This window comes from Halopenitus sp. H-Gu1 (genome assembly GCF_041821145.1).
GTDB lineage: Archaea > Halobacteriota > Halobacteria > Halobacteriales > Haloferacaceae > Halopenitus.
This window is the reverse complement of record NZ_JBGUBC010000004.1, coordinates 153,405-177,836: the sequence shown is the minus strand read 5'-3', so window position 1 is coordinate 177,836 and position 24,432 is coordinate 153,405. Positions and strand designations below refer to the sequence as shown.

The window sequence follows — 24,432 nt, the reverse complement described above, 5'->3', positions numbered from 1 at the left end:
CGACGGCGTCCGGCTGGCCAGACCCAACGCAATCTCGCCGAGCCGCCCTCGAACGGAACCCGGGAAGTGGTGCACTCGTCGACGTCTTTCGGACGCTGACGGTCGTGAACGGCCCGCAAAAACAGTCCTAAACGGTTCACGGACATATGAACCGTCGGGACGATTTCCCCCATTTACGTGTTCTCTATCCGTGGTAAATTCCGTGCAACGCAACATACTCATCCTGCTGGTGGCCCTCTCGGTCGCCCTCGGTGCGACGGCAGTCACGGCCGCGGACCACGCGACCGTGGAAGTAGACCAAGAGCCGGACGAACCGGCGACGGTCACGGTCACGAACGGAAACGACGATCCGGTGGAGAATGCATCGTTAACCGTCGAACGCGCGAACGACGACCAACCGGCCTACAATGGGACGGGTAACTACACGACCGACACGAACGGAACGGTCGAGCTACCCGCGCCCGCGGAGACGGTCGACGTCGTCGTGACCGCGACGGTCGACAACGAGACGGTTTCCACGAATGCGACGCTCGAAGCCCTCCCCGAACTCGACCTGTCAGTCGAGCAGTCGCCCGGCCAGCCCGCCACGGTGACGGTTACCGCGGACGGCGATCCGGTCGAGAACGCGACCGTCGATGCGGAGACGGTCGACGATAACGCGACCTACGCCGGAGCAAACGAGACGTATACGACCGACGAGAACGGCACGGCGCAACTTCCCGTCCCCGAGGAGACGGTCGATATCTCCGTCACTGCGACCGAGAGTAATCGCACCGTTTCCACGACGACGACGCTTGTAGCCCCGCCGGAACTGGCGATCGACATCGAACAGGAGACTGGCCATCCGGCCACGGTGACGGTCACGGCTGATGAGGAGCCACTCGAAAACGGGACCGTCGACGTTGAGACGGTCGACGAGAACGCGACGTACGAAGGGACTGGCGAGCAGACGACCGACGAGAACGGCACGGTCCAGCTCCCAGTTCCGAACGAGACGGTCGACGTGATCGTGAGTGTCGAATACCAGGGTGCATCGGCATCCGCGTCCGAGACGCTCGAAGCCCCACCGGAACTCGAGGTGGGTGTCACACAGGATCGTGGGCACCCGGCGACGGTAACGGTGACAGCCGACGATGAGGATGCGGTAAATGCGACGGTAGTGGTCGAGGTGAATGACGAGAACGCGACGTACGTCGGGGCAAACGAGACGTATACGACCGACGAGAACGGCACGGTCCAGCTACCTGCACCCAACGAAACGGTTGCAGTGACCGTGACCGCGGAACTCGACGGCGCGTCAGCCACCACCGACGCGGTGCTTGAAGCCGCACCCGATCTCGATGTGAGCGTCGACCAGGACGGCCCCGGACTTCCGGCGACCGTGACAGTGCTGGCTGACGACGAGGCCGCGGAGAACGCGAGCGTCGACGTCGACCTCGCAGAGACGGAAAACGCCTCCTACGCCGGAACGGGAGAATACACCACCGACGAGAACGGCACAGTCGAGTTGCCGGCACCCGAGGAGACGGTCAACGTCTCTCTCACGGTGACCTACCAGGGTGCCAAAGAGACGATCATGGCCACGATAGAGGGCGTCGACGCGATCGACGAGGGCCTCCCGTTCGGCCAACAACTCCAGCAGTTCAAGGCGACGCTGGATGAGGACGCTGACACGGGCCGCGAGATCGCCTCGTGGGTCGTCGACAACAACCCCGGCAACGCGCCGGACCACGCCGGTCCGAAGAACGCAACCGGGGACGAAGGTGCTGGCCCGCCGGCTCACGCCAACGGGAATGACGACGCCGAAAGCGACGACGAGACGGAGACTGATGACGACACCGAAAGTGACGGCGACGTCGGGACCAACGACGACACCGAAAGTGACGACGCCGGAAGCAGCGGCAACGGCGGCGGGAACGGTAACGCCGGTGGTAACAGCGGTAACAGCGGCGGAAATGGAAACGCCGGTAGCAACAACGGTAACGGCGGCGGAAACGGTAACGCCGGTGGCAACAACGGCAACGGCGGCGGAAACTGATCCCGAAACGACGTCGGAGTCACGAAACCCGTCAGTATTCGTCGATTCGGGGCTGAGGGTGATCCGATCGGAAAACGGTTAACCATCCGGAATCGAACCGTTCGGTGGGATGCAGGTCACGCTTTTGGGAACCGGCGACACCACCGGGACGCCGACGGTCGGCTGTGCGTGTGAGACCTGTCGCGCCGCCCGTGATCGAGGGATCTCCCGTTCGCGATTCTCGGTCCATCTGCAACACGAGGAGACCGGTGAATCGCTGCTGATCGACTTCAGTCCCGACTTTCGTCAGCAGTTCCTCGAGAACGACGTGCCGCTCCCGGAGGCCGGCATCGTCACCCACATCCACTTCGATCACCTCGACGGCCTGGGAAACGTCTACCGCGTTCTGGATGCGCTCACGGTTCACGCCCCCGGCGAGGTCGATCCCGTTACCGACGAGAGCGTCGCCGGAACGATCCGGAAGAAGTTCCATTATTTGGAGGACCGGATCGGCGTCGCCGCCCATGACCCCTTCGAGCCCTTCGAGACCTGCGGGTTTGAGATCCAGTTCGTTCCCGTCGATCACCCGCCTTTGCAGTGTTACGGCCTCACTATCGAGGAGCCGGAGACGGGCGTGAAACTCTCGATGACGGGCGACACGAGTTACGACATTCCCGATCGGTCCCGCGAGGTGCTCGCGAATCCCGATATGCTTCTGGCGGACGCCATCGTTCCGGCCTCGCTTTGCGATCGCCACCCGATCGGCGGCCGTCACGATCGCCCCGACGGCACCCCACGAACCTTCGGCACCAAACACATGACTCGGGAGGGCGCACTCGATCTCGCCGCGGAACTTTCGGCGGATCGGACCCGGCTCGTCCACCTGGCACACTTTTACCCGGCCGAGGAGGCCTTTGAGGAACCGCTTGCGATCGACGGCGAACGGTATCACCTCCGGTGAGCGAACCCGAGCGATCCGTGTCCACCCCGACCGGGATCCGGGAGATCACCCGACCAGGACCCGAGAGATCACTCAAACCGATCGAGTCCTGACTGACGACGACGATGGCCGGACGGATCGCCAACCCAGGCCGAGTTCGTCTCGCGGAGCGCCGCCTGATCGATCTCGGGGGGATCCGCGACCAGATGGGCGTGACACCCCTCTCCGCAGTCGGTTCCCGGATCGATCACGCGCTCGAATCGGTCACAGTACGGCCGGCCGTCGTCGGTCGCGGTCGCGTGTGCACACGCCGGAGGCTTCGGCCGCCACCCCCGTCCGTATGCTCGTTCGGCGATGCGGCGGAGCTTTCGTTCCTTCTGTAACGACGACACGATCGTGACGTCGGTTCGGAGACCATGTTCAGTCTCGATCTCGATTCCGGGCTCCTCGACCCGGAGTTCCGTCGCCTCTCGGACGATCCGGTGGTCACCAGTCTCCGGATCGACCCGACGGACACCGACCGCGTCCGGGATCCGGTTGAGGTGTGCTCGCGTGACGTAGGAGGCAGTCGCGAGCCAGACCTCCTCGAAGAGTCCGAGTTCGACGTCGAACCGGAGCTGTGAGCGCAGATCGCCCGGCCGGTCGAGATCCGGCTTGTTCTCGATGGCGACGAGCCGGTCGAACCAGCCGTCGGGATACCGTGCAGTCGCACGGACCAGGTCGCGACCACCCCGTCGCTGGCGTTCCAGATAGCCGGCCTCGACGGCACGATCCACGACGGAAGCGGCGCGATCGGGCGGGAGATCGAACGCGTCAGCTATCGGGACGGCGGTTCCAGGACCGACCGATGCCTCGATGGCGGCCGCCGGAATCGAATCGGCCGCGATCGACGCCCGAGCATCGAAACCGGAGCCGGGTTCGAGCACGCAAACGTCGACGATCCGGGCACCGGGAGTCGCCACCGCTCCGCCGAGCTGGCGGGAGACGACGCGGTCCTCCCGTTCGAGAGCGGCACAAAGCGCCAGCTCGAAGTCGAACTCCGAGGCGAACCGGTCGGAGCGATCGACCCGGCCGTTCATATCGGAGACCGGCGGTCGATCGACAAAAACCCTCGGCGGTCTCGATCCCGGGCCCGAACCGTCTCCGAAACCCGTATTCACGGCGAGGATCTACCGCAGATATGCGCCCCGTCATGCGAACCCTCCTCGTCGCGATCGCGGTCGTCACGATCGCGTTGCTCGCGCTCGGTGCGCTTCCGAGTTACCTCGGTACCGGCGAGCCCTACCACCTCACTGCGGAGGCGACGACCGACGAGGGAGCCGCGATCAACGTCACGGGCGTGACCGAGCGGCGATATCCGTATCTCACGGCCGCGATCGAGGCCGATGACGGTCGCTCGGCGGGCTACCGAAAGGGACCGTTCGGGATTAAAGAACAGTTCACTCACACGCCGTTCGACGAGGTTGATGCCCTCAGTCAGCGGAGTTCGGAGGCCGTCCGCGAGGACGGGCGAGTGCTGGTGAGCCACGAGGGCGAACGCTATTACGTCGAGGTCAGTAGGGAGGACACATGAACGACGATCGGCCGATCGCACATGAACCGGCCACCGACCTCCGGGAGCACGACGCCTTCGCGGACGGCCGACTCCACTCGCTTCCGGGCGAACCGGAGTGGCCGGTCCGTGAGGTCGAGATCGAATACGAGACCGGCTGGCTCACCGCCGGATACGACCGGGTCGAACAGCCCGACGGCACCGAGAAGGACTACTACTGGGCGGAGCTTCCACCAGCCACGGTGATCGTTGCGATCGCCGAGGACGACGTCCTGTTCGTCGAACAATACCGTCCAACGATCCGGCAGACGCAACTGGAACTGCCGGCGGGGATCGTCGAGTCCGGCGAGTCCTACACCGCAGCCGCCGAACGCGAACTCGCCGAGGAGACCGGATTCGCCCCCTCGAGTACCACCCTACTCCAGGAGGTGTGGTGTTCGACCGGCGTGCTCCGGCACCGCCGGGGATACGTCCTCGCCGAGGAACTCGACCCCGTCGAACGGACACTCGATTCCAACGAGTTCCTCGAACCACGTGCGGTGAGTGCAACCGACGCGCTCTCGGTCGCCAGACGGCCCTCCTGTAACGACGCGACACTTGAAGGGCTCCTGCTCGCCAAGGAGGAGGGGCACCTCGGAGACACCTGAACGGATCGACCGTCGTCTCTGAGGAAACCGTACGTGCGTTCAGGTTTTCACGCGATCGGTAGTCTATTAGGCGGCGGCGAACCAACGCGGAGGCGATGACGCACCACTCGGAGGGATCCGTGCTGTTGAGCGAGGATCCACCGCTCGATCTTCGATTCTCGGAGGCGGAACTCGAGGCGACTCGCGATCGAATCATCTCATTCATCGCGGAAACGATCGAAATGGCCGGCGCCGACGGGGCCGTCTTGGGGCTTTCCGGCGGGATCGACTCGACGCTCACCGCGTACCTCGCGGTCGAGGCGCTCGGCGAGGACGGCCTGCACGGGATCACGATGCCTGCCTCGGTCAACGATCCGGAGACCATGAGCGACGCCGAACGCGTTGCTGAGGAGTTGAACATCGACTATGATATCGTGGAGATCGATCCGATCGCCGAGACGATCTTCGATCGCTATCCCGAGGCCGCCGAGGACATCACGGCGAAAGGGAACGTCTACGTCCGTACGCGAGCCGTGCTCAACTACTTCATCGCGAACGCCGAGGATCGAATCGTGCTCGGAACGGGGAACCGATCGGAGGCAGCGACCGGCTACTTTACGAAATATGGCGATCAGGCGGTCGACTGCAATCCGATCGGGAACCTGTACAAGATGCAGGTTCGTCAGTTGGCCGCCCACGTCGGGGTTCCCCACGATCTGGTGATGCAGACGCCGACCGCCGGAATGTGGACCGGCCAGACCGACGAGGGGGAGATGGGCGTCGACTACGACACCCTGGATGCGATCCTCGCCGTCCACGTCCACGGCCCGCTCTCGAAGGCGGCGACGGTTCGAGAATTCGACGTCGAGCCCGAACAGATCGACGCAGTCGTCGATCTCCACGAATCGAGCGCGCACAAACGCCGGATGCCGCCCGCACCGGAACAGTGAGCCACGTCGTATTCCGTAGAATCGTCCGGCGTCGGCCTTCCTGAACGTCACCGATCCGCCGCGTTCGCGTACACGAACTCGCGGAGGAGCTTGCCGCCCAGAGCCGCAGCCTGACCGTCATCGCGGTCGTTCACCTCGACGACATCGAATCCCACGGCGTGAGGAGCCACGCCCTGGACGATCTCGCGCATCACCCGTGCGGAGAGGCCGAACGGTTCCATGGTTCCGGTTCCGGGGGCGTACGCCGGGTCCGCACCGTCAATGTCGACCGACAGGTACACCGAGTCGTCCCCGAACGCGTCGCGGTCATGGATCGAACGCGCCCACTCATCGGCGTCGGCCGGCGGAACGACCGTGACGTCCTCGGCCTCCGAGCGCTCCCACTCCTCGGGGGAGCCCGTTCGTGCCCCGATCACGTAGGCGTGATCGACGACGTCGAGGGCCCTGCGTGTGACACAGGCGTGGTTCCAGGGATTCCCGCCGTAGGACTCCCGGAGATCGAGGTGTGCGTCAAGGACGACGAGGACATCGGGATCGACCGCCTCGATCCCGGCGTAGGTCACGGTGTGTTCGCCGCCGATCGTCACGGGAACGGCGTCGTCGAAAACGACGCTTCGAAGCTCCGCAGCGAGATGATCGAGGTACTCGCGGACGTCGTCCCAGGGATGCACGTCGCCGGCGTCGTGGACGCCGAGATCGGTGAAGTGACTGGCCGTTCTGTGATCGTAGTCGTCGTAGGTCTCCGAGAAGCGCCGGATCCGGTCCGGTCCGAACCGGGCACCCGGCTGAAAGGTGGTCGTGGCGTCGAGCGGAGCGCCGACGACCACGTAGGAGGCAGCCTCGCGATCGGTCGTCGCTCCGGGGAACATCTCGATTATCCGACGATCTTGCGTTGTCCTTCGTACTCGAGGTATTCGATCTCGTCGTCGGAGCTCAGATCCTCGTCCTCGGGAATACGCATCGTGAACGTCTCGTAGGTGTCGAGATCCATCACCTGGGCGTCGTTGCCGGAGACGGAAACGACCTGCCCCTGTTTGCGTTCGATTATCGGGACCCACACCTTCGCGTCGACTGGCTGGGAGAGCGACCGCTTTCTGTCGTCGAAGACGCCCTTCCCCTCGATCCGGGCCTTGGCGCTGCCGTGTTTGCCGGGTTTGGCGGTGCTGTAGTGGTTGATCTTACACGGGACGCCGTCCATCATCACGTAGCTGCCCTCCTGCAGTTCACGAACCTGCTTTTGCTCTCTCGGCATACTCCTGGATTTCCACGCAGCGGGTATAAACGGTTTGGAACGCGCCGAAGGCGCTCGAAACGCACGCTTCGTTGGCCCAATCGATCGAACCGTCCGCGCGATTTTCCGTAATTCACTCCTCGTCGTCCGAATCGGGCGGAACCGGATGGCCAGTTAACAGATAGCTAACGATGAAGAAGACGATGAAGCCGGCACCGACCGCGGCCGTCGACTGCACGACGAACGGGATGTCGTGGTACCACGCGTATCGGTCGACCACGATGATCGTCAGAATCGCGGCCACGATGGCCTTCTGTTCGTCGGTCGGGTCCCGAACGAGTCCAACGACGTCGTCCACGAGTTCGTTCACGAATCCCATCGGTTAGCGATCGTTCGAGGGCGAGCCGGAACGGTCTTTCGTTCGAGTGTCATCCGTGGTGTCCGATCGCCAGTCGCACCGAGTCCGCCGTCGATCTCGACCGGATCGCCTCTCAGGGCGTCGGTGTGGGCGCGGCCTTCTGGAGAGCGGTCTCTGCGACGTTGCCCCCGTAATCGGCGCTCCGGAGCACGGAGTCGACGACGAGCCCGAGCAGTTGTGCCCGCGTCGGATCCAGACCACGGAGCAGTTCGTCGATCTCGCGAACCCGATCGTCGATGTCACGGACGTTCTCCCGTGCGTCGTTGGCCATCCGGGTCGCGACATCGCTGTCGGATTCAAAGAGGGCATCCATCGCGGTGTCGATGACGTCCTCGGCGTCCTCGTGGAGGTCGTCGATCGCGTCCAAGACCTCCTCCGGGAGCGGATCCTCGATGTTGAGCGTGAGATGGGCGATTTTCGTCGCGTGATCGCCGATCCGCTCGAGTTGGCGCGCGCTGGAGTGGTAATCGAAACAGACCTCCCGGGGGAGTCCGAGTTCCTCGGCCGCCTTCGGGGTTCGAAGCGTCGCCCGGAAGATCCGGGAGACAACCATCCAGAGACGATCGAGGTCGTCATCACGCTGAATGACGTCGCGTGCGAGATCGTCGTCGAGATCGTGGAGCGCCGAGAGCGCATCCTCGAGCATCGACGTCGAGATGAGCCGCATCCGCGTGACTGCGTTGTGGATCGAAAGCTCCGAGGAGTCGAGGAGGTCACGAACCACGACCCGGTCGCGCGTCTCCTCTAAGACCTCGAGACCGACGAGACTCTGTGTGGCCTCCCGGATGGTCGAGCGCTGTTCGGTCGTGATCTGTGACCCCTCCAGAGCGATGACGTCGAACCCGCTCACGTACATCGTCATCACCGCGCGTGTGAGTTCGCGTGCCTCCAGATCGGTGATGTCGAGCGTGCCCTCGGTCCGCTCGGTCACGGAGCTCGGCGTGAGTAGCAACGAGTCGCCGTCGGGATAGAACTCGACTTCACTGCCTGCCTCGACGTCGTTTTCGTTCGCCCACGTCTTGGGAATCGAGACCGTATACGTTGATCCGCCCGTGACCTGGACCTTTCGAGTCTCCATACCCGATCGTTATCGAGACTATTTATAAAGTTGTCTGAGTATATATTTAGCGAGCAGATCCGCAGATATCGGCGGGGAGAACGACGAATATCCAGTATCTGTTGGCCATTCCCCGTCATATCTACGGGAGTAGACGTTCACAAACATAGAGATATATAGTCGTTATAGTAGAATATTTATGGGCACGGGGACCGTGTATCAATCGATGGAGGAAGACGAGTCCTGCGTCGAGACGCGATCGGCAGTCACCCCGCGGGTCGCAGCCGGCCGCGACGATCGGAGAGCGGGCCACCGCGTGAACCAACATCCATGAGCGACAGTCATCACATTCACGACACCGAGTCCGACGAGAGCGAATCCGACAAGGGCGACAGGATCAACGGCTCGAAAGCCGATCCCATTTCGACCACGGGGACGACGACTGGATCTACGGTTGGGGATCGCTCCGGAACGGATGACGGGTCCGTGGCTCCCGGGGACACGATGGATCTCACGCCATCGATCCAGGATATCCCCGAATCGCGCGCGGTCATCCGCGCGGAAGGGCTCTCCGTTCACTACGGCAACGAGGAGGCACTCCAGCCGGTGACGATGGGGATCCCCGAACGGGAGGTCACGGCGATCATCGGTCCATCGGGTTGTGGAAAGTCGACGTTCCTCAGGTGTATCAACCGGATGAACGACATGATCGACGCCGCGCGTGTCGAGGGGAGTCTCCTATACCGCGGCAAGGACGTATACGAGGAGGACGTTGACGCGGTCGCGCTCCGCCGACGGATCGGCATGGTGTTCCAGAAGCCGAACCCCTTCCCGAAGTCGATCCACGACAACGTCGCCTACGGGCTAAACATACAGGGATACGACGGCGACGTGGATGCTCGTGTCGAGGAAGCACTCAAGAACGCCGCACTGTGGGACGAGGTGAAACACCAACTCGATAGCTCCGGACTCGATCTGTCGGGAGGGCAACAACAGCGGCTCTGTATCGCCCGGGCGATCGCCCCCGATCCGGAAGTCGTCCTGATGGACGAGCCGGCCTCGGCGCTCGATCCGGTTGCGACCGCGAAGGTCGAGGACCTGATCGCCGACCTCTCCGAGGAGTATACGGTGATCATCGTGACCCACAACATGCAGCAGGCGGCACGGATCTCCGATAAGACCGCCGTGTTTCTCACCGGCGGCCAGCTCGTCGAGTTCGGCGATACGAACCGGATCTTCGAGAATCCCGAGAACCAGCGAGTCGAGGACTACATCACCGGCAAGTTCGGGTGAGCCACGATGAACGACCGACTAGCGGCCCGCCGAACGACCGACTGACTCGACGATCATGGATCGTTTCGACTCGGATGGAGAACGGATCGTCCTCGAAGCGGTGACGCGAACCCACGTTTAAGTATCCCCGCCGATTTGACTGGAAGCGATAGAGACGAGCGACGATCGAACACGACGTGACGCCCATCGAACACGACACGACGCATTCGCGGCCGGACGGCCGATCCAACCATGGTACGAAAGCAATACCAGACCCAACTCGACGAACTGCGCGACGACGTCCTCTACATGAGTGAGGTCGTTGCGGAGCGCCTGCGAATGGCGCTCGATGCCTTGGAACAACAGGACGCGGAACTGGGCGAGGAGGTGATAACCGGCGACGCGGAGATCAACGAGATGTACCTCGAGTTGGAGCAGGACTGTATCGATCTCATTGCACTCCAACAGCCCGTCGCCGGCGACCTCCGATTCATCGCCGCCTCCTTCAAGATCATCACCGATCTCGAACGGATCGCCGATCTGGCGACGAACCTCGGGGAGTACGCCGGCGAGGCCCATCAGGAGGTCTTTCCCGACGTCGACATTCAGCTGATCGGCGATGAGACTTTGGATATGCTCGAAATATCGATGGACGCGTATCATACCGAAAACGCCGATCTCGGCTACGAGGTCGCAGAAAGGGACGACAAGGTCGACGAGTTGTGTGAGAGCGCAAGCGAGGCCGTCGTTCGCGATCTGATCCAGACGGAGGAACTGGACGAGGGGAACGTACAGGCGACCATGCGCGACGTTTCGCGACTGCTTCTCACGATCCGGGATCTCGAACGTGTCGGCGATCATGCCGTCAACATCGCGGCGCGAGCAGTGTACATGATCACCAACGACGACGACCTCCTGTATTAACCGTCGTCGAAGGATCGGCCGGGGCGATCCGGTCGGCCCCCTCCGTTTTTTATGGATTGGTTGCGGTGTTCCGATATGAAACACGAACGGATCGCCATTCTCGCCCACGGACGGTTTCCGGAGCGTGCCAAGACCGCGATCGGAGTGATGCGGTACGGCGATACGGAAGTCGCCGCCGTTCTCGATCGGGAGACCGCCGGCAGTCGGGTCCACGATCACCTCACCGAAACCGACGCGGCAAGAATCGACGACGCGCCGATCGTGGAGTCGTTTCCGGAGGCACTGGAGATGGCCAGCGGGGAAGACGGGAGGAAAGGCGACGGAGGCAGCGGGATCGACGCGCTGCTCGTCGGGATCGCCCCCATCGGCGGCGGCTTCGAGGAGTCCTGGCGGCCGGACGTCCGTGCGGCCATCGAAGCCGGCTGTGACGTCGTGGCCGGACTCCATTACTTCCTGAACGACGACGAGGAGTTCGCCCGGCTCGCCGCCGAAAGCGGGGTGGATCTGTACGACGTCCGCGACCCGCACGAAGGGATCGGCGTCGCCGACGGAGCGGCCGGCGACGTCGATGCGACCGTGGTCTGTACCGTCGGCACCGACTGTTCGGTCGGCAAGATGACGACGACGATGGAGATCGTCGAAGTGGCCCGGGAGCGCGGGATCGATGCCGCGGTCGTCCCGACCGGACAGACGGGGATTCTGATCGAGGGATGGGGGAATCCGATCGACCGGGTAGTGGCCGACTTCGCGGCCGGCGCCGTTGAGGAGATGGTCATGGAGCGCGGCGACGAGCACGACCTTCTCGTCGTGGAAGGGCAAGGAAGCATCGTCCACCCCGCCTACTCGCCGGTGACCTGTGGAATCCTCCACGGAGCCATGCCCGACGCGCTCGTGTTGTGTGACGAGGCGGGCCGCGACGTCATCCACGGCTACGAGCGCTTCGAACTCCCGCCGATCGACGAGTACGTCGATCTCTACGAATCCCTCGGGTCGGCCGTCCACGACTGCTCGATCGTCGCCGGCGCGCTCAACACGAGAACCATCGAGGACGACGACCGTGCTCGCAAGGCCGTCTCCGCTCTCGGCGACGATCTCCACGCTCCGACGACCGATCCGGTTCGCTTCGGCGCGGACCCGATCGTCGAAGCGATCGTCTCGGAGGTCCCTCCGGAATGAGCCTCGAGACCGCCGTCGAGCGGATCACGCTCGATCTCGATCGTCCGTTCACGATCGCCCGGGGGACCGAAACGACGGCGGAGAACGTGATCGTCCGCGTCGTCGATGAAGGAGGCATGGCCGGGATCGGCGCGGCGTCGCCTGCCGAACGCTACGGCGAAACGGCGGCGACGGTGGAGGCGGTTCTTCCGGAACTGCTCTCGATCGTCGAGGACGTTGGGGATCCACACGCCCTGTCAGCGATCGAACGGCGAATGAGAGATGCCGTTCGTGACAATCCCGCAGCGCGAGCGGCAGTATCGATCGCCCTCCACGATCTGGTCGCGAAGCGACTCGGCGTTCCGCTCCACCGGCTGTGGGGGCTCGACCCTGCGGCGACGCCGCGGACGTCCTACACGGTCGGGCTCGATGACCCGGATGAAATGGCCGATAGAGCTCGTAATGCCGTCGAGTCCGGATATCCGATCCTGAAGGTCAAACTCGGAACCGACCGGGACCGCGAGCGGCTTGAAGCGGTTCGGTCGGCCGCGCCGGAGGCGACGATCCGCGTCGACGCGAACGAGGCTTGGACCCCGAAGGAGGCGGTTCGAAAAAGCCAGTGGCTGGCGGATCTCGGCGTCGAGTTTCTCGAACAACCGGTGCCGGCCGAAAATCCCGAGGGACTGCGCTTCGTCTACGAACGGTCGGCGCTTCCGATCGCTGCCGACGAATCGTGTGTCACGGTTGCGGACGTCCCACGGATCGCGGACCGATGCGACATCGCGAATCTAAAACTGATGAAGGCAGGCGGTCTCCGGGAGGCCCGCCGGATGATCGCGACCGCTCACGCCCACGGTCTCGAGGTGATGATCGGCTGTATGATCGAGTCGAACGCGTCGATCGCGGCCGCGGCCCAACTCGCGCCACGGTGTACTTACGCGGATCTCGACGGATCTCTACTCGTCTCGGGGGACCCCTTCGAGGGGATCGACCTGACGGAGGGACGCGTCCACCTCGAAACACAGGACCGTCCCGGAACCGGCGTTCGCGAGTGACCGATCTGGGAAAGGGGTAGACCGACCTGGGGAAGGCTTACTTCGATCGCTCGTCGGCGTCCGACTCCACGTCGACGTCCGACTCGGATTCAACTTCCGCGTCCGCCTCGCGGGCCGCCTCCTTGCCCTCGACATCGATCGTCGTGTCCGTTCCCGACTCCGTGCCGTCGAGTTCCGCCTCGATGTCGGAGAGTTCGTTTTCGACGTCCTCGTCTTCCACGGCCGACTCGGATTCCCCTCCAGCGTCGGATTTGAGCGTCTCGAGTTCGGCCTCGACCTCGCGGTCCGCCGAGAGTTCGTCGAGTTCGCGATCGATGCTGTCCGTGTCGGAGAGCGCGTCCTCGAAGGCGCCCGTGTCCTGTAGTTCGTCCATCGCCTGTGATCGAGCCTCCATCTCGTCGGTCCGGTCCTCCGCGCGCTCGATCGCACGTCCCACGTCCTCCATCTCGTCGCCGACGCCCGTCACCGCCTCCGAGACGCGGGTGGAGGCCTCGGCTGCCTCGTACCGCGCCTTCATGGTCTCCTTTTTCGTTCGGAACTCCTCGATCCGGCCCTGGAGTTCGTTTTTCTTCTCGACGAGATTTTCCTGGGTGCTCTCGAGTTCGGCGATCTGTCCCTCAAGATCCTCGATCTGCTGCATCTTCGAGTTCTTCTTCTCGAGGGCCTTTCGCGCAAGATCGTCGCGGTCCTGCTGGACGGCCTCGCGTGCCTGCCGGTTGTGTTTTTCGACGTTCTCCTCGAGGCGTCGTTTCTGGATCTCCAGCCGTTTCTTCTGTGTCGTCAGGTCGGCGATTCCCTGTTTGACGTCCTGTAGTTCATCGCGCATCTGTTCATAGGAGTAATCGAGCGTTTCCGTCGGATCCTCCGCCCGGTTGAGGATCGAGTTAACCTTCGAACGGATGACGTAGGAGGCGCGTGAGAGGATTCCCATACATGGTATTCTCGCGCCCTCCAGTAAAAAGTCGCGTCCTCGATGGATCGACGTCGACGAACGAGTCACCAGACAATTTAAATACATGACGGGAAAGGAATCACCATCGATGGTTGGTGAAGAGTTTCCCGAGAAGCCGCCGATGAACGTCGATCCCCGGTCGTTCTGGGCGCTCGTCGAGAACGCAGGACATTCGATCTACTGTACGGCCCCGGATGGGACGATCGTGTACGTGAACCCGGCCTTCGAGGAGCAGACGGGCTACGACGAGGAGGAGGCCGTCGGGCGCAACGCCAGCATCCTGCAGTCGGGGGTCCACGACGAGGCGTTTTATGCCGAACTGTGGGAAACCATTCTCGATGGCAACGTGTGGGAAGGAGAGATCATCAACGAACGCAAGAACGGCGAACGATACGCCGTGAAACAGACGATCTCTCCGATCACGGACGAGTCCGGCGAGATCGTCCAGTTCGTCGCCGTCAACGAGGACATCACGGAGCTTCGCGAGTACCAGGAGAAACTGGAATCCGAACGGGATCGCTTCGCCGCGCTCCTGAATGCGGTTCCGGCGCCGCTGGTGCTCGTGAACTTCGATGGGACCGATGCAGTGATAAAGCGCGTCAACGAGGCATTCGTCGAGACGTTCGGCGGCTCGAGACGAGGGCTGATCGGGAACTCGCTCGACGAGTACATCGTCACGGATGACGAATCGAATCAATCCCGAAAGATCAACGAGATGCTTCGACGCGGCGATCCGGTTCGTCACGAGGTGACCCGTGAGACGGCTCACGGCGAGGAACGGACGTTTCTGCTGGAGGCGACGCCGTTCGGGACCAATGGGAACGAGGCGCTTGGGACCTATACCGACATCACCGACCGCAAGCGAGCCGAGGAGCGGCGACGGCTACTGATCGAGGTCAGCCGCGCGATCCGGGACGCGGAGACGTTTCCGGCCAGCCTCGAGCGAATGCTTGAGACGATCTGTGAGTTCACCGAATGGACCTGTGGTGAAGCGTGGGTCCCGGCGGACGAGACGGAGGTGCTCGAATACGCCGTCGGCTACAGTGACGTTGACGAATGCCGACGGTTCGTGGCCGAGAGCCAGTCGATGACGTTTCCTCCCGGGGAGGGACTCCCGGGAAGGGTCCACGCGTCGAAATCGAACGAGTGGATCCCCGACGTCTCACGGGAGCCGACGGGGGTGTTTCACCGCAAGGAGTTGGCGGCGGCCGTGGGTCTCCGTGCCGGATTCGGCGTGCCACTCGCGACCGAGGAGGGCGTCGTCGCCGTCTTGACCTTCTTCCTGCGTGACCGCCGTGACCACGACGAGAAACTGATCGAGAACGTCTCCGACGTCGTCGAAAGCGTGGCCGGACAGGTGGTCAGAAAACGGACGGAGGATCTGTTGAAACGGCAGAACGAACGGCTCCAGGAGTTCGCGGACGTCCTGAGCCACGACCTCCGAAACCCCTTGAACGTGGCCGAGGGACACCTCGAACTGCTGACTGCCGAACGTGAAGACGAGACGTCCGATCGTGAAGCCGATCATATCGACGCCATCGCGGCCGCTCACAGCCGCATGGAGGAATTGATCGACGACGTCCTGATGCTGGCGCGACAGGGAAACGGGGTCGACGAGACGACGTCGCTCGACCTTGACGAATGCGTCCGTCGGACCTGGGAGAACACCGAGACGCGGAACGCGAACCTCGATCTCGAGACGACCCACGTGATTTGCGGCGACGAAAGCCGGCTTCGACGGCTGTTGGGGAACCTGATCCGAAACGCGGTCGAACACGGGTCGACCAGCCCTCACGAGGACGTCGGGAATGAACACGATCGCGAGTCCGTCACGATCACGGTCGGCGACCTTCCGGAGGGGTTCTACGTCGCTGACGATGGACCGGGGATCCCCGAGGAGAAACGTGATGAGGTGTTCGCCTCCGGATATACGTCACGGGAGGACGGGACCGGCCTTGGACTCTCGATCGTTCAGAAGATCGCCGAGGCACATGGGTGGACGGTGACCGTGACCGAAAGCGACGCCGGCGGTGCTCGCTTCGAGATCACTGACGTGGAACTCGTCGATCAGTGAGCCAACCCGTCCGCGGGAGCGGTCGATCGATCACGGATCTCGACGACGGAACGGCGGCAGGCAGGGCGGGGAGGTGAATTCGATGCGAGAGCCCCGCACTACTCACGTCGCAGTACCGTTCGAACGACCGTGACCGATCAGGTCACGAACCCGAGCAGGTCGTCACGTTTCTCCTCGTGGAATCGGGTTCGCAGAGCCGCCAAAAGCGGCTCGATCGATCCGCGTTTCGCGCAGATCGGTGCGACCGTCTCCTCGCGCCACTGTTGCCACGGCGGGTAGAGTCCGAGCCGGTCGCAGAGCGCATTCAGCCGCTCGTCTTTGTCGTCGACCTTGTCCATCTTGTTGACGGCGACGATGGGTTCGATCCCGACCTCGCGCAGGAACCCGAACATCTCGACGTCGTGAGGAATCTCGCCGCGGTCGGCGTGTCGGTCGATGATCTCCACCGCGCTCTTGCCGTCCACCACGAGCACGCCCGCGAGTATCCGGTCCGAATGCTCCTCGAGGTAGCCGACGATGTCCGTCTGTATCCGGTCGCGACGCTCGTCCTCGACGCCCGACATGAACCCGAATCCAGGGAGATCGGTGAACATGAAGTCCTGGGCCGCCCAATCGAAGTGGTTCGGCTGGCGTGTCACGCCCGGTTTCGAGCCGGTGGTGACGTCGTGGCCCGTTAGCTCGCGCATCAGGGTGGACTTCCCGACGTTGGATCGGCCGACGAGAACGACCTCCGCGTCGCGGTTCGGCCGATTCTCAAACATACCAGTTGTAGACGTCGGTGACTTTTAAACTGCGCGTTGGGAACGTCGGAACCGACCGGTCGGGCGTCGACGCGACTCGCAAACCCCTAAGTCCCGGGACGTGAAAGACGGGTATGGTCGAGGCGCCACAAACCGACGAAGGATGGTTCGCCCTCCACGACTTCCGGTCAGTCGACTGGGACGCCTGGCGGGCGGCACCCGAACGCAAACGCGAGCAGGCGATCGAGGAGGGAACGCAGTTTCTGTCCCACCGCGAGTCCGTCACCGACGCGGACGCCGGCGACTCCGCGGTCTTTTCGATCCTCGGGCACAAATCCGACCTGCTTTTCGTCCACTTCCGGCCGGAACTCGACGATCTCTCGGCGATCGAACGCCGGTTCGAGGACACCGCCTTCGCCGCGTTCACCGAGCAGGAAACCTCCTACGTCTCCGTCACCGAAGTCTCCGGGTACGTCTCCGATGACTACTTCGAGGGGAACGAGGAGGCGGTCGATGAGGGGTTACGCCGCTACATCGAGGGGAAGTTGAAACCGGATATCCCCGACGACGAGTACGTCTCGTTTTACCCGATGAGCAAGCGTCGCGGCGAGGAGTACAACTGGTATGACCTCTCCTTCGAGGAGCGTGCCGAGTTGATGTCCGACCACGGCGACGTCGGTCGCGAGTACGCCGGTCGGATCAAACAGGTGATCGCCTCCTCGGTCGGATTCGACGACCACGAGTGGGGCGTCACGCTCTTTGGAGCCGACCCGACGGATCTCAAGGACATCGTCTACGAGATGCGATTCGATCCCGCCTCATCGCGGTACGGCGAGTTTGGCGAGTTCTACGTCGGTCGCCGGTTCCCGCCCACGGACCTGGACGCGTACCTCGCGGGCGCGAAGGTGCCGACGAGCGATCACGGAGCGGACGATGGATCACATCCCCACGCCGACGAGTCACACCACCACGCCGGCGAGGACGCAGGTCAACACGCCGAGTCCGAGCCACACCACGCACACGAGGACGGCCATGGATCGATCGAATCCGGTGGCGAGACCACGGACGAGGACGTCGACGAGGACGCGATCCGCGGCGAACTCGAGGACCTCGACATCTATGCGGGCAAACCGCACGGGGAGGACGTCTACGCCACGGTGCTGTACAGCGAGGCGGACCTTGAGGAACTCTTCGAGGAGGTGGAGAGTCTCCGAAGCAATTTCGACCACTACGGCACGCACGTGAAGACGGCCGTCTACGAGGCGCGGGGACGCGACCGGTCAGCAGTCGTCTCCATCTGGGAGACGGCCTCGGCCGCCGAGACGGCGGCCGGCTTCCTCTCGGAGCTTCCCGAGATCGTCGAACGTGCCGGCGAGGAGTCAGGGTTCGGGACGATGGGGATGTTCTACACCGTCGAACCCGATCATCGCGAGGAGTTCATCGAGAAGTTCGACGAGGTGGCCGACCTGCTCGCGGAGATGGACGGCCACGGCGACACCGATCTGATGGTTAACCACGAGGACGAAAACGACACGTTCATCGCCAGCCAGTGGCGCTCGCAGGCGGATGCGATGGAGTTCTTCCGATCGGATGCGTTCCGCGAGACCGTCCAGTTCGGCCGGGAGGTCCTTGCGGATCGTCCCCGACACGTCTTCTTGGCCTGACCGATCGCCGAGGTGTCGGAGTCTCCCGTCTCACCGTTTCGCCCTCGCACCCGGATCGGGAGCGACGATCCGACGGGATGCCGACACACACCCGAGCGCGAGGACGATCCCGCCGAGAACGTCGATCAGCCAGTGGATGCCGAGATACATCGTCGCGAGCATCACGGAGGCGGCGATCCACGCCGACAGAACGGTCCAGACGGGGTACTCATCGCGAGTCAGATACGCGAAGGTCGCCACGGTCATCGACAGGGAAGTGTGCAACGACGGAAAGACGTTGGCGTTTTCGTTGACCTGTGCTGCGAGCTCCTGGAAACCCGGGTTATACGTGAAAAGCAGCGACGTCACGACGTCGACGTTTCGCGGACCGTGTGCGAAGACCATCGTGTAGATGACGAGGCCGACCGCGTAGTTGAGCGCGTAGGCGACGATCAATCGCTTGAGCGTCCTCGGGGTCGACAGTGCGCCGTAGACCAAAAACGGGAAGACGAGCAAAAAGACGTACGCATAGATGTATATCCACGAGAAGTAGACGGTCGCGATCGGCGACAGGAGCGTGCCCTGTACCCACGCGACGAAGGTCCCCTCGATCGCGAATATCGTCCCGGTCGCATGCCACCCATACACCTCCGAGATGACCTGCAGTCCACCCCGCCCGAGCGCGCTGATGAGCAGCACTGCGAGGAGGATCGCGATCTGTTTTCGGGTCGCCCACAGATACGATCGGAGGTTCGCCCGAAGTCGATACAGCCCCCCCTGACCGAGGATCGCAACGGCGGCAACGAGACACATCGACGCAACCACGACGAACAGGTACGCAAGAACCGAGAGGAGAACGATCACGGACCGTGATCACCCCTCACGGACGAGGAGGTTGTTCTCGTCGTCGTATCGGTATCCGATCTCCTGGATCGCTTCCCGTGCCGTCTCCGTATCCAGTTCGCCGTCGGACCCGAAAAACGGCGTCGCGGGGTCGCGGTCGACCCACCGCAGGTCCTCGGAAAGCCAGCGTTCCGAGAGCGCGAGCGGCGACGACGCCGGACGCGCATAGCCCTGAAAGGCCGACCGAACGAGCCACTCCTTATCGATGAGTCGGGCGATCGTTTCCCGGACGTTCGGGTTCGAGAGCGGCTCGTTTCGCGTATTGAATCCGATATGGTAGAACGCCGCTGATTGGGTGCTCACGAGCCGTGCGCGCGCTTCACGTCCGATCCGGGGAACCGCGTTCGGCCCAAGACTGGAGGTGGTCGCGTCCGCGAGATCCTCCCCGACCCGCTGGACTCCGACGATGTCCGAGGGAACGACGGACAACTCGAGTTCGTCGAACGCCGGTTTTTCGCGGAGCCACTCCGGAAAGGTCTCCGACTGCGTGACGATCGGATGGTCCTCGTAGCGCTCGAAGACGACCCGCTCGTCGGGGTCCCGTTCGCGAAACCGCAGCGCCCCCGACCCGATCGGCTCGGGATTCTCCCACACCTGTGCATCCGTCGTCTCCTCGTTGAGTTCGATCCCCCCCGGAAGCGAGACGAGATCGGTCCGTGACTCCCAGACGTGCTCGGGCAGGATCGGAACGGTCAATCCACGCAGTTGGACGTCCGGATTCGCGTCCGTAAACACGATCTCGACCGTCTCCTCATCGATCGCCTCGGCGCTCTCAACGAGGGTCGATCGTCCCCGAAATCGGGGGGCAGGGATCGACATCTCTGCGTTTCCAAGCGAAGTATCCGCGAGGAAGGCGTAGGTGAATGCCACGTCGGAAGCCGAGATCGACTCCCCGTCGTGCCACGACGCGGTGCGGAGACCGATCCGAACCGTTCGATCGTCGATCCGATCCCACTCGCGTGCCAGCCAGGGGATCGGTCCGTCGTCGGTTTCCCGAATCAGCGGATCGTAGACCAATCCGGTGAACGTTCCGTGCCGACGATACTCCGGCGCGATCGGGTTCAGGTTCGTCGTCGGCCGAGCGTCCGTCGTCACGAGCCGTAGCGTCCGTGCGGACTCCTCTTCGTCCCCTGTCTCGCCCCCCTCGCCGTCGCCGTCGCTTTGGAGATCGACATCGCCGGTCGAAAGCATCAACAGCCCGAGTGGATCCATCGCCCATCTCCGGTTCCATCCAATAAACGTCTCGTCGTGAACGGCAGTCAGGGTGTCGGGGAACGCGATCACCGTAAACGGCTGATGAAGGGCGATCTCGGCCTGTAACTCCTCGACGATCGACTCGCGGTCGGCACCGGACGTGCGCCGCTGTTCGTTCAGCAACTCGTCGACGTGGGGATCGGTGAAGCCGAACGGATTCTGCCACCCTGGCTCGGCGGTAAATCTGGAGTGTAAAAGCGGGTAGAGGACGTCCGGGTCGAACGGACGTGTCCTCGGGAATCGGCCAACGTAGACGTCGAAGTCGTGATTGATGAGTACCTCCCGGTAGAGTCCCGTCTCGTCGACCGTTCGCATGCGCGGTTCGATGCCGGCTGCCTTGAGGTGTTCAGCCAGATGACGCGCGATACGGATCGCATGGGGGTCGCTGTCAGCCGGCCGCGTCGTGATCCGGATGATGACCTGGCTCGGCTGTTCGCGGCCCGCGACGTTCTTCGTTCGCCCGAGGCAGCCGGAAACGCCGATGCTAGCTGCCGTCGCTACGAGCAGACGTCGGCGTGTCACTGCCCGATGCATTCTTCCAAGAAACTTGGGTGTGGAACGTATAACAGTCCTGCGGTTACCTCCGTTCCGTGCCGCCATTGTGACCCCTTCTCGTTGGGGACAAAATCACACGACACCGGCGAGAGGCAACGCGAGAACTAACGCCCACGCGACGAGCCCGACGATCGCGGTTCCGTTTTCGGCGAGCGGCGAGCGGTCGTTAGTTGCCCGACCGGCGGCGACGATCCCGATCGCGGCGAGTACGGCGATCCGGTGGGCGATGAGATCGGGCGGAACGGACACGCCAAGGGTGGCGAAATCGATGAGGAATCCGCCGCCGAGGCCGACGGCGGCGCCGAGGAAGGCGGTGACGCGATCACACCGTGCGGCGACACGCCAGGTCAAAAGCGGCAATCCGATCGCGATCAGGAGATACAGCGGTCCCGCGATGAGTTTCGGTGGAATCGCCAGCGGTCCCGTTTCAAACGCGATCCCGGCCGCCCGAACACCGAGATAGACCGCCGCAAGTCCGACGCCGAGAAGGACGGCATCCCGATGCCGAACCGCGTCCGCCCGCAGTCGGGAGAGCGTCCCGTAGATGGATCGCCGCGTTTCCCGTCGCAGGATCGCCGCGGCAAGCGGGAGGAACGCCACGAGTTCGATCACCGAGATCCACCCATCGCTTCGCCCACCCTCGATCCCCCGGTACTCGCGGCGGACGTCCGCACCGGATCCGATGAAATCGTCCTCGATCGTTCGTGCCGACTCGGAGACGTCCGTGACGGTGTGGCGAAGTCGGAACCAGTCGTAATACTCGCCGTGTGCCTGGACCGCGGTGTAGCTCCCGTCCGGCGACCCGTAGGCACGGATGTGATACCGCGTGCCGAGATACGTACCGGCGTGCAGCTGGTAGGTCTCGTCCACCCAGACACCCTCGCCGTCCTCGCGCTCGAAGTAGACGTATCGCGTCGACCCATGTGCGCGTTGCCAGTCGGTAGTGACGACCTCCTCGACGAAGTCGGCATCGACGTCACTCGTGTTGACCTCGCTCGCGTGTATTCCATCAGTCGTCGCATTCGAGTCCGACCCGGTCGTCCCCGACTCCGATGACTCCGTCCAGTCCGCCTCCGAGTCGGCCTGAAGGGCGGCAAACACGGTCTCCGGATCGTCCTCGAAGACGACGTTGATCGCAAGCGTCCGTCCCTCGATCGATTCGCTGCTGCTCGTGTAGGGCCACAACGCGTATGCGCCGTCTATCGACAGGAGTTGCACCTCCGGAACCGATCGATCATCGGTCGGCGGCTCCTCTATCGGCCCGGCCCCCGGACCGTCGGCCGTCTCCGTGAACGCGCCCGAGGCCGCAAGCCCGAGTGCGACCACACCGACGAGGATGATGAGCGCAATGACCGACCGCTTCATACCACCTCGTGGGGACGGCGAGTCAAAAGTTGTCGGCCACCCGAACAGTCAAACACCTCGACAGCCACGCCTCGCCGGGCTTTTGGCCCCTGACGCCCTACATCAGCCATGACCGATCAGCCGCTCGTCGTGTACTCGGATTACGTCTGTCCGTTCTGTTATCTCGGCCGCGTGGCCCTGGATCGCTACGAGGAGGCTCGTGGATCGTCCGTCGAGTTGGAGTGGCGCCCCTTCGACCTCCGGGGGCACAAACGCGGCCCGGACGGGGAGATCCGATCGGACGTGGAGGACGGCAAGGATGACGAGTACTACGAACAGGCGGAAGCGAACGTCCGCAAGCTACAGGAGCGCTACGGCGCCGAGATGGCTCGGACGCTACGGCGCGACGTGGACTCCTGGCCGACCCAACAGGCCTCGCTGTACGTCCGCGAGACCGAGCCCTCGAAATGGCGCGCGTTCGATGAAGCGCTCCTCAACGCCCTGTGGAAAGCGGATCGGGACATCGGCGATCGCGACGTCATCGCCGGCGTGGCCGCCGACGTCGGACTCGATTCCGGTGCCGTTCGGTCCGCCACGAACGACGAGGAATGGGCCGATCGCCTTCGCGAGGCCTTCTCCGACGCCCGCGAGTTCGGTATCTCGGGCGTTCCGACGTGGATCTACGACGACCACACCGCCCGCGGTGCGGTTCCTCCCGAGCACCTCGAACGGCTGATCGAGGGTCCGGACGTCGAACCGGACCCCGACGCCGATTCTGCCGCGACCGATCGCTAGGCTCGCTGACCATCAATTCCTAATACCACGGCTGAATACATCAGTTCATGACCGACTCCGACACCTACGATCCCATCGAGCCGCCGATCGCGCTCACGATCGCCGGCAGCGACAGCGGCGGTGGGGCGGGGATCCAGGCCGATCTCAAGACGATGACCGTCCACGACGTCTACGGGACGTCAGTGCTTGCGGCGACGACCGCTCAGAACACCCAGGGAGTGAGTGACGTCAATCCGCTCGCGGCCGACCACGTCAAACGCCAGTACGACGCCGTCCTCGACGACTTCGACGTCGGCGCGATCAAGACGGGGATGCTCGCGACGGCGGAGATCGTGGAGATCGTCACCGACCGTCTACGCGGATACGAAGGACCGATCGTCGTCGATCCCGTGATGGTCGCGGCGACGGGCGACCGCCTGCTCTCGCCGGCAGCCGAGGACGCGTACGAGGAGTTGATCGCCGAGGCGACGCTCGTCACCCCGAACGCCGACGAGGCGGCGGTGTTGACCGGCCGCGACGTCGAGGACGTCGAGTCGGCCGCGGCCGCCGCACGGGAGCTCCTCGGAACCGGAGCGGACGCCGCACTCGTGAAGGGCGGCCATCTCGGCGGCGACCGGATCGTGGATACGCTGGCAGTCGCGACCGAACCCGAGCCGATCCGGATCGAATCGCCGCGGATCGAGACGGCCGCGACCCACGGCTCCGGATGCACACTCTCGAGCGCCGTCGCTGCACGCCTCGCACGAGGGGAACCGCTCCGGTCGGCAGTCGAAACCGCGACTCGAGAGATGACTGACGCCGTGCGGCGGGGGTACGATATCGGTGAGGGCCCCGGTGCAGTAAATCCGACGCAGCTGGACCGGTGAGCGTGTCGGCGATCGAACCGGTGGTCGACCCACTCCTGATCGGTTCGAGGACCCACTCCTGATCGGTTCGAGAATGGCTGACGGATCCCCCGGCGTTCGAAAGCGATCT

At 63.6% G+C, this 24,432-nt stretch carries 23 protein-coding genes; 13 read left to right on the top strand and 10 right to left on the bottom strand.

All coding sequences use genetic code 11. The features are described 5' to 3' along the window. Positions 1 to 202 precede the first annotated feature (202 nt). Both ACERIT_RS04995 and ACERIT_RS04990 read left to right on the top strand, forming a co-directional pair. The gene (locus ACERIT_RS04995; protein WP_373673733.1) at positions 203 to 2,038 is read left to right on the top strand and encodes a hypothetical protein; all 1,836 of its coding nucleotides are present in this window, start codon (positions 203 to 205) and stop codon (positions 2,036 to 2,038) included. Between the two features lie 109 nt (positions 2,039 to 2,147). Next, positions 2,148 to 2,978, top strand: a complete 831-nt coding sequence (locus tag ACERIT_RS04990) for an MBL fold metallo-hydrolase (RefSeq protein ID WP_373673731.1) — start codon at positions 2,148 to 2,150, stop codon at positions 2,976 to 2,978. Between the two features lie 68 nt (positions 2,979 to 3,046). Here ACERIT_RS04990 and ACERIT_RS04985 read toward each other — a convergent pair whose 3' ends face one another. Then, positions 3,047 to 4,036 (bottom strand): DUF5787 family protein, encoded by a 990-nt coding sequence (locus tag ACERIT_RS04985; RefSeq protein ID WP_373673730.1) that lies wholly within the window; start codon positions 4,034 to 4,036, stop codon positions 3,047 to 3,049. A 101-nt stretch (positions 4,037 to 4,137) separates the two neighbouring features. Here ACERIT_RS04985 and ACERIT_RS04980 point away from each other — a divergent pair, with 101 nt between their 5' ends. The 3 genes from ACERIT_RS04980 to ACERIT_RS04970 all read left to right on the top strand — a co-directional run bounded on the left by ACERIT_RS04980 (position 4,138) and on the right by ACERIT_RS04970 (position 6,085). Continuing rightward, positions 4,138 to 4,530: a hypothetical protein gene (locus tag ACERIT_RS04980; RefSeq protein ID WP_373673729.1), complete on the top strand. Its 393-nt coding sequence runs from the start codon at positions 4,138 to 4,140 to the stop codon at positions 4,528 to 4,530. Next, a complete protein-coding gene (locus tag ACERIT_RS04975) occupies positions 4,527 to 5,156 on the top strand; it encodes an NUDIX hydrolase (protein ID WP_373673728.1) in 630 nt (209 codons plus the stop codon). Before ACERIT_RS04980 ends, ACERIT_RS04975 begins: the two co-directional genes overlap by 4 nt. 95 nt (positions 5,157 to 5,251) lie before the next feature. Then, positions 5,252 to 6,085, top strand: coding sequence for an NAD+ synthase (locus tag ACERIT_RS04970; protein ID WP_373673727.1), 834 nt, complete (start codon positions 5,252 to 5,254; stop codon positions 6,083 to 6,085). Between the two features lie 47 nt (positions 6,086 to 6,132). On the opposite strand, the gene speB is transcribed toward ACERIT_RS04970, so the two are convergent. The 4 genes from speB to ACERIT_RS04950 all read right to left on the bottom strand — a co-directional run bounded on the left by speB (position 6,133) and on the right by ACERIT_RS04950 (position 8,812). Then, positions 6,133 to 6,954: an agmatinase gene (speB, locus tag ACERIT_RS04965; RefSeq protein WP_373673726.1), complete on the bottom strand. Its 822-nt coding sequence runs from the start codon at positions 6,952 to 6,954 to the stop codon at positions 6,133 to 6,135. 5 nt (positions 6,955 to 6,959) lie between these two features. After that, complete coding sequence (locus ACERIT_RS04960) at positions 6,960 to 7,337, bottom strand: translation initiation factor IF-5A (RefSeq protein WP_373673725.1); 378 nt, start codon at positions 7,335 to 7,337, stop codon at positions 6,960 to 6,962. 112 nt (positions 7,338 to 7,449) lie between these two features. After that, positions 7,450 to 7,695, bottom strand: coding sequence for a hypothetical protein (locus ACERIT_RS04955; RefSeq protein ID WP_373673724.1), 246 nt, complete (start codon positions 7,693 to 7,695; stop codon positions 7,450 to 7,452). Positions 7,696 to 7,807: 112 nt separating this feature from the next. Further along, entirely contained in the window at positions 7,808 to 8,812 is a 1,005-nt protein-coding gene (locus ACERIT_RS04950) for a PhoU domain-containing protein (protein WP_373673723.1), read from the bottom strand. A gap of 483 nt (positions 8,813 to 9,295) precedes the next feature. Here ACERIT_RS04950 and pstB point away from each other — a divergent pair, with 483 nt between their 5' ends. From pstB to ACERIT_RS04930, 4 genes are all read left to right on the top strand, one after another. Continuing rightward, positions 9,296 to 10,084: a phosphate ABC transporter ATP-binding protein PstB gene (gene pstB, locus ACERIT_RS04945; protein WP_373673751.1), complete on the top strand. Its 789-nt coding sequence runs from the start codon at positions 9,296 to 9,298 to the stop codon at positions 10,082 to 10,084. A gap of 231 nt (positions 10,085 to 10,315) precedes the next feature. Next, positions 10,316 to 10,987 (top strand): phosphate signaling complex protein PhoU, encoded by a 672-nt coding sequence (phoU, locus tag ACERIT_RS04940; protein ID WP_373673721.1) that lies wholly within the window; start codon positions 10,316 to 10,318, stop codon positions 10,985 to 10,987. A 75-nt stretch (positions 10,988 to 11,062) separates the two neighbouring features. After that, positions 11,063 to 12,163: a DUF1611 domain-containing protein gene (locus tag ACERIT_RS04935; RefSeq protein WP_373673720.1), complete on the top strand. Its 1,101-nt coding sequence runs from the start codon at positions 11,063 to 11,065 to the stop codon at positions 12,161 to 12,163. Then, positions 12,160 to 13,197: a dipeptide epimerase gene (locus ACERIT_RS04930; protein WP_373673719.1), complete on the top strand. Its 1,038-nt coding sequence runs from the start codon at positions 12,160 to 12,162 to the stop codon at positions 13,195 to 13,197. The genes ACERIT_RS04935 and ACERIT_RS04930 overlap by 4 nt, the downstream gene beginning before the upstream one ends. A gap of 37 nt (positions 13,198 to 13,234) precedes the next feature. Here ACERIT_RS04930 and ACERIT_RS04925 read toward each other — a convergent pair whose 3' ends face one another. Further along, a complete protein-coding gene (locus ACERIT_RS04925; protein ID WP_373673718.1) occupies positions 13,235 to 14,128 on the bottom strand; it encodes a PspA/IM30 family protein in 894 nt (297 codons plus the stop codon). Positions 14,129 to 14,237: 109 nt separating this feature from the next. On the opposite strand from ACERIT_RS04925, the gene ACERIT_RS04920 reads away from it, so the two are divergent. After that, on the top strand, positions 14,238 to 16,223 hold the full coding sequence (locus tag ACERIT_RS04920; RefSeq protein ID WP_373673717.1) for a PAS domain S-box protein: 1,986 nt from the start codon (positions 14,238 to 14,240) through the stop codon (positions 16,221 to 16,223). Between the two features lie 137 nt (positions 16,224 to 16,360). Here the strand turns inward: ACERIT_RS04920 and engB are convergent, their stop codons facing one another. Next, the gene (gene engB, locus ACERIT_RS04915; protein ID WP_373673716.1) at positions 16,361 to 16,984 is read right to left on the bottom strand and encodes a GTP-binding protein EngB; all 624 of its coding nucleotides are present in this window, start codon (positions 16,982 to 16,984) and stop codon (positions 16,361 to 16,363) included. Positions 16,985 to 17,097: 113 nt separating this feature from the next. Here engB and ACERIT_RS04910 point away from each other — a divergent pair, with 113 nt between their 5' ends. Next, positions 17,098 to 18,627 carry a heme-binding protein gene (locus ACERIT_RS04910; protein WP_373673715.1) on the top strand — a complete coding sequence of 510 codons (1,530 nt, stop codon included), beginning with the start codon at positions 17,098 to 17,100 and terminating at the stop codon, positions 18,625 to 18,627. A gap of 30 nt (positions 18,628 to 18,657) precedes the next feature. Here the strand turns inward: ACERIT_RS04910 and ACERIT_RS04905 are convergent, their stop codons facing one another. The 3 genes from ACERIT_RS04905 to ACERIT_RS04895 all read right to left on the bottom strand — a co-directional run bounded on the left by ACERIT_RS04905 (position 18,658) and on the right by ACERIT_RS04895 (position 22,683). Then, positions 18,658 to 19,470 (bottom strand): phosphatase PAP2 family protein, encoded by an 813-nt coding sequence (locus ACERIT_RS04905; protein WP_373673714.1) that lies wholly within the window; start codon positions 19,468 to 19,470, stop codon positions 18,658 to 18,660. Positions 19,471 to 19,479: 9 nt separating this feature from the next. Beyond that, a complete protein-coding gene (locus tag ACERIT_RS04900) occupies positions 19,480 to 21,297 on the bottom strand; it encodes an ABC transporter substrate-binding protein (RefSeq protein ID WP_373673713.1) in 1,818 nt (605 codons plus the stop codon). Between the two features lie 93 nt (positions 21,298 to 21,390). After that, positions 21,391 to 22,683, bottom strand: coding sequence for a hypothetical protein (locus ACERIT_RS04895; RefSeq protein WP_373673712.1), 1,293 nt, complete (start codon positions 22,681 to 22,683; stop codon positions 21,391 to 21,393). 108 nt (positions 22,684 to 22,791) lie between these two features. Between ACERIT_RS04895 and ACERIT_RS04890 the strand changes: the two genes are divergently transcribed. Both ACERIT_RS04890 and thiD read left to right on the top strand, forming a co-directional pair. Then, entirely contained in the window at positions 22,792 to 23,457 is a 666-nt protein-coding gene (locus tag ACERIT_RS04890) for a DsbA family protein (RefSeq protein WP_373673711.1), read from the top strand. Between the two features lie 47 nt (positions 23,458 to 23,504). Continuing rightward, complete coding sequence (gene thiD, locus ACERIT_RS04885) at positions 23,505 to 24,323, top strand: bifunctional hydroxymethylpyrimidine kinase/phosphomethylpyrimidine kinase (protein ID WP_373673710.1); 819 nt, start codon at positions 23,505 to 23,507, stop codon at positions 24,321 to 24,323. Positions 24,324 to 24,432: the final 109 nt, after the last annotated feature.

Coding starts and splice junctions, on each gene's coding strand:
- ACERIT_RS04990 (WP_373673731.1), top strand. CDS start 2,148: ATGCAGGTCACGCTTTTGGGAACCGGCGACACCACCGGGACGCCGACG.
- ACERIT_RS04985 (WP_373673730.1), bottom strand. CDS start 4,036: ATGAACGGCCGGGTCGATCGCTCCGACCGGTTCGCCTCGGAGTTCGAC.
- ACERIT_RS04980 (WP_373673729.1), top strand. CDS start 4,138: ATGCGCCCCGTCATGCGAACCCTCCTCGTCGCGATCGCGGTCGTCACG.
- ACERIT_RS04975 (WP_373673728.1), top strand. CDS start 4,527: ATGAACGACGATCGGCCGATCGCACATGAACCGGCCACCGACCTCCGG.
- ACERIT_RS04970 (WP_373673727.1), top strand. CDS start 5,252: ATGACGCACCACTCGGAGGGATCCGTGCTGTTGAGCGAGGATCCACCG.
- speB (WP_373673726.1), bottom strand. CDS start 6,954: ATGTTCCCCGGAGCGACGACCGATCGCGAGGCTGCCTCCTACGTGGTC.
- ACERIT_RS04960 (WP_373673725.1), bottom strand. CDS start 7,337: ATGCCGAGAGAGCAAAAGCAGGTTCGTGAACTGCAGGAGGGCAGCTAC.
- ACERIT_RS04955 (WP_373673724.1), bottom strand. CDS start 7,695: ATGGGATTCGTGAACGAACTCGTGGACGACGTCGTTGGACTCGTTCGG.
- ACERIT_RS04950 (WP_373673723.1), bottom strand. CDS start 8,812: ATGGAGACTCGAAAGGTCCAGGTCACGGGCGGATCAACGTATACGGTC.
- pstB (WP_373673751.1), top strand. CDS start 9,296: ATGGATCTCACGCCATCGATCCAGGATATCCCCGAATCGCGCGCGGTC.
- phoU (WP_373673721.1), top strand. CDS start 10,316: ATGGTACGAAAGCAATACCAGACCCAACTCGACGAACTGCGCGACGAC.
- ACERIT_RS04935 (WP_373673720.1), top strand. CDS start 11,063: ATGAAACACGAACGGATCGCCATTCTCGCCCACGGACGGTTTCCGGAG.
- ACERIT_RS04930 (WP_373673719.1), top strand. CDS start 12,160: ATGAGCCTCGAGACCGCCGTCGAGCGGATCACGCTCGATCTCGATCGT.
- ACERIT_RS04925 (WP_373673718.1), bottom strand. CDS start 14,128: ATGGGAATCCTCTCACGCGCCTCCTACGTCATCCGTTCGAAGGTTAAC.
- ACERIT_RS04920 (WP_373673717.1), top strand. CDS start 14,238: ATGGTTGGTGAAGAGTTTCCCGAGAAGCCGCCGATGAACGTCGATCCC.
- engB (WP_373673716.1), bottom strand. CDS start 16,984: ATGTTTGAGAATCGGCCGAACCGCGACGCGGAGGTCGTTCTCGTCGGC.
- ACERIT_RS04910 (WP_373673715.1), top strand. CDS start 17,098: ATGGTCGAGGCGCCACAAACCGACGAAGGATGGTTCGCCCTCCACGAC.
- ACERIT_RS04900 (WP_373673713.1), bottom strand. CDS start 21,297: ATGCATCGGGCAGTGACACGCCGACGTCTGCTCGTAGCGACGGCAGCT.
- ACERIT_RS04895 (WP_373673712.1), bottom strand. CDS start 22,683: ATGAAGCGGTCGGTCATTGCGCTCATCATCCTCGTCGGTGTGGTCGCA.
- ACERIT_RS04890 (WP_373673711.1), top strand. CDS start 22,792: ATGACCGATCAGCCGCTCGTCGTGTACTCGGATTACGTCTGTCCGTTC.
- thiD (WP_373673710.1), top strand. CDS start 23,505: ATGACCGACTCCGACACCTACGATCCCATCGAGCCGCCGATCGCGCTC.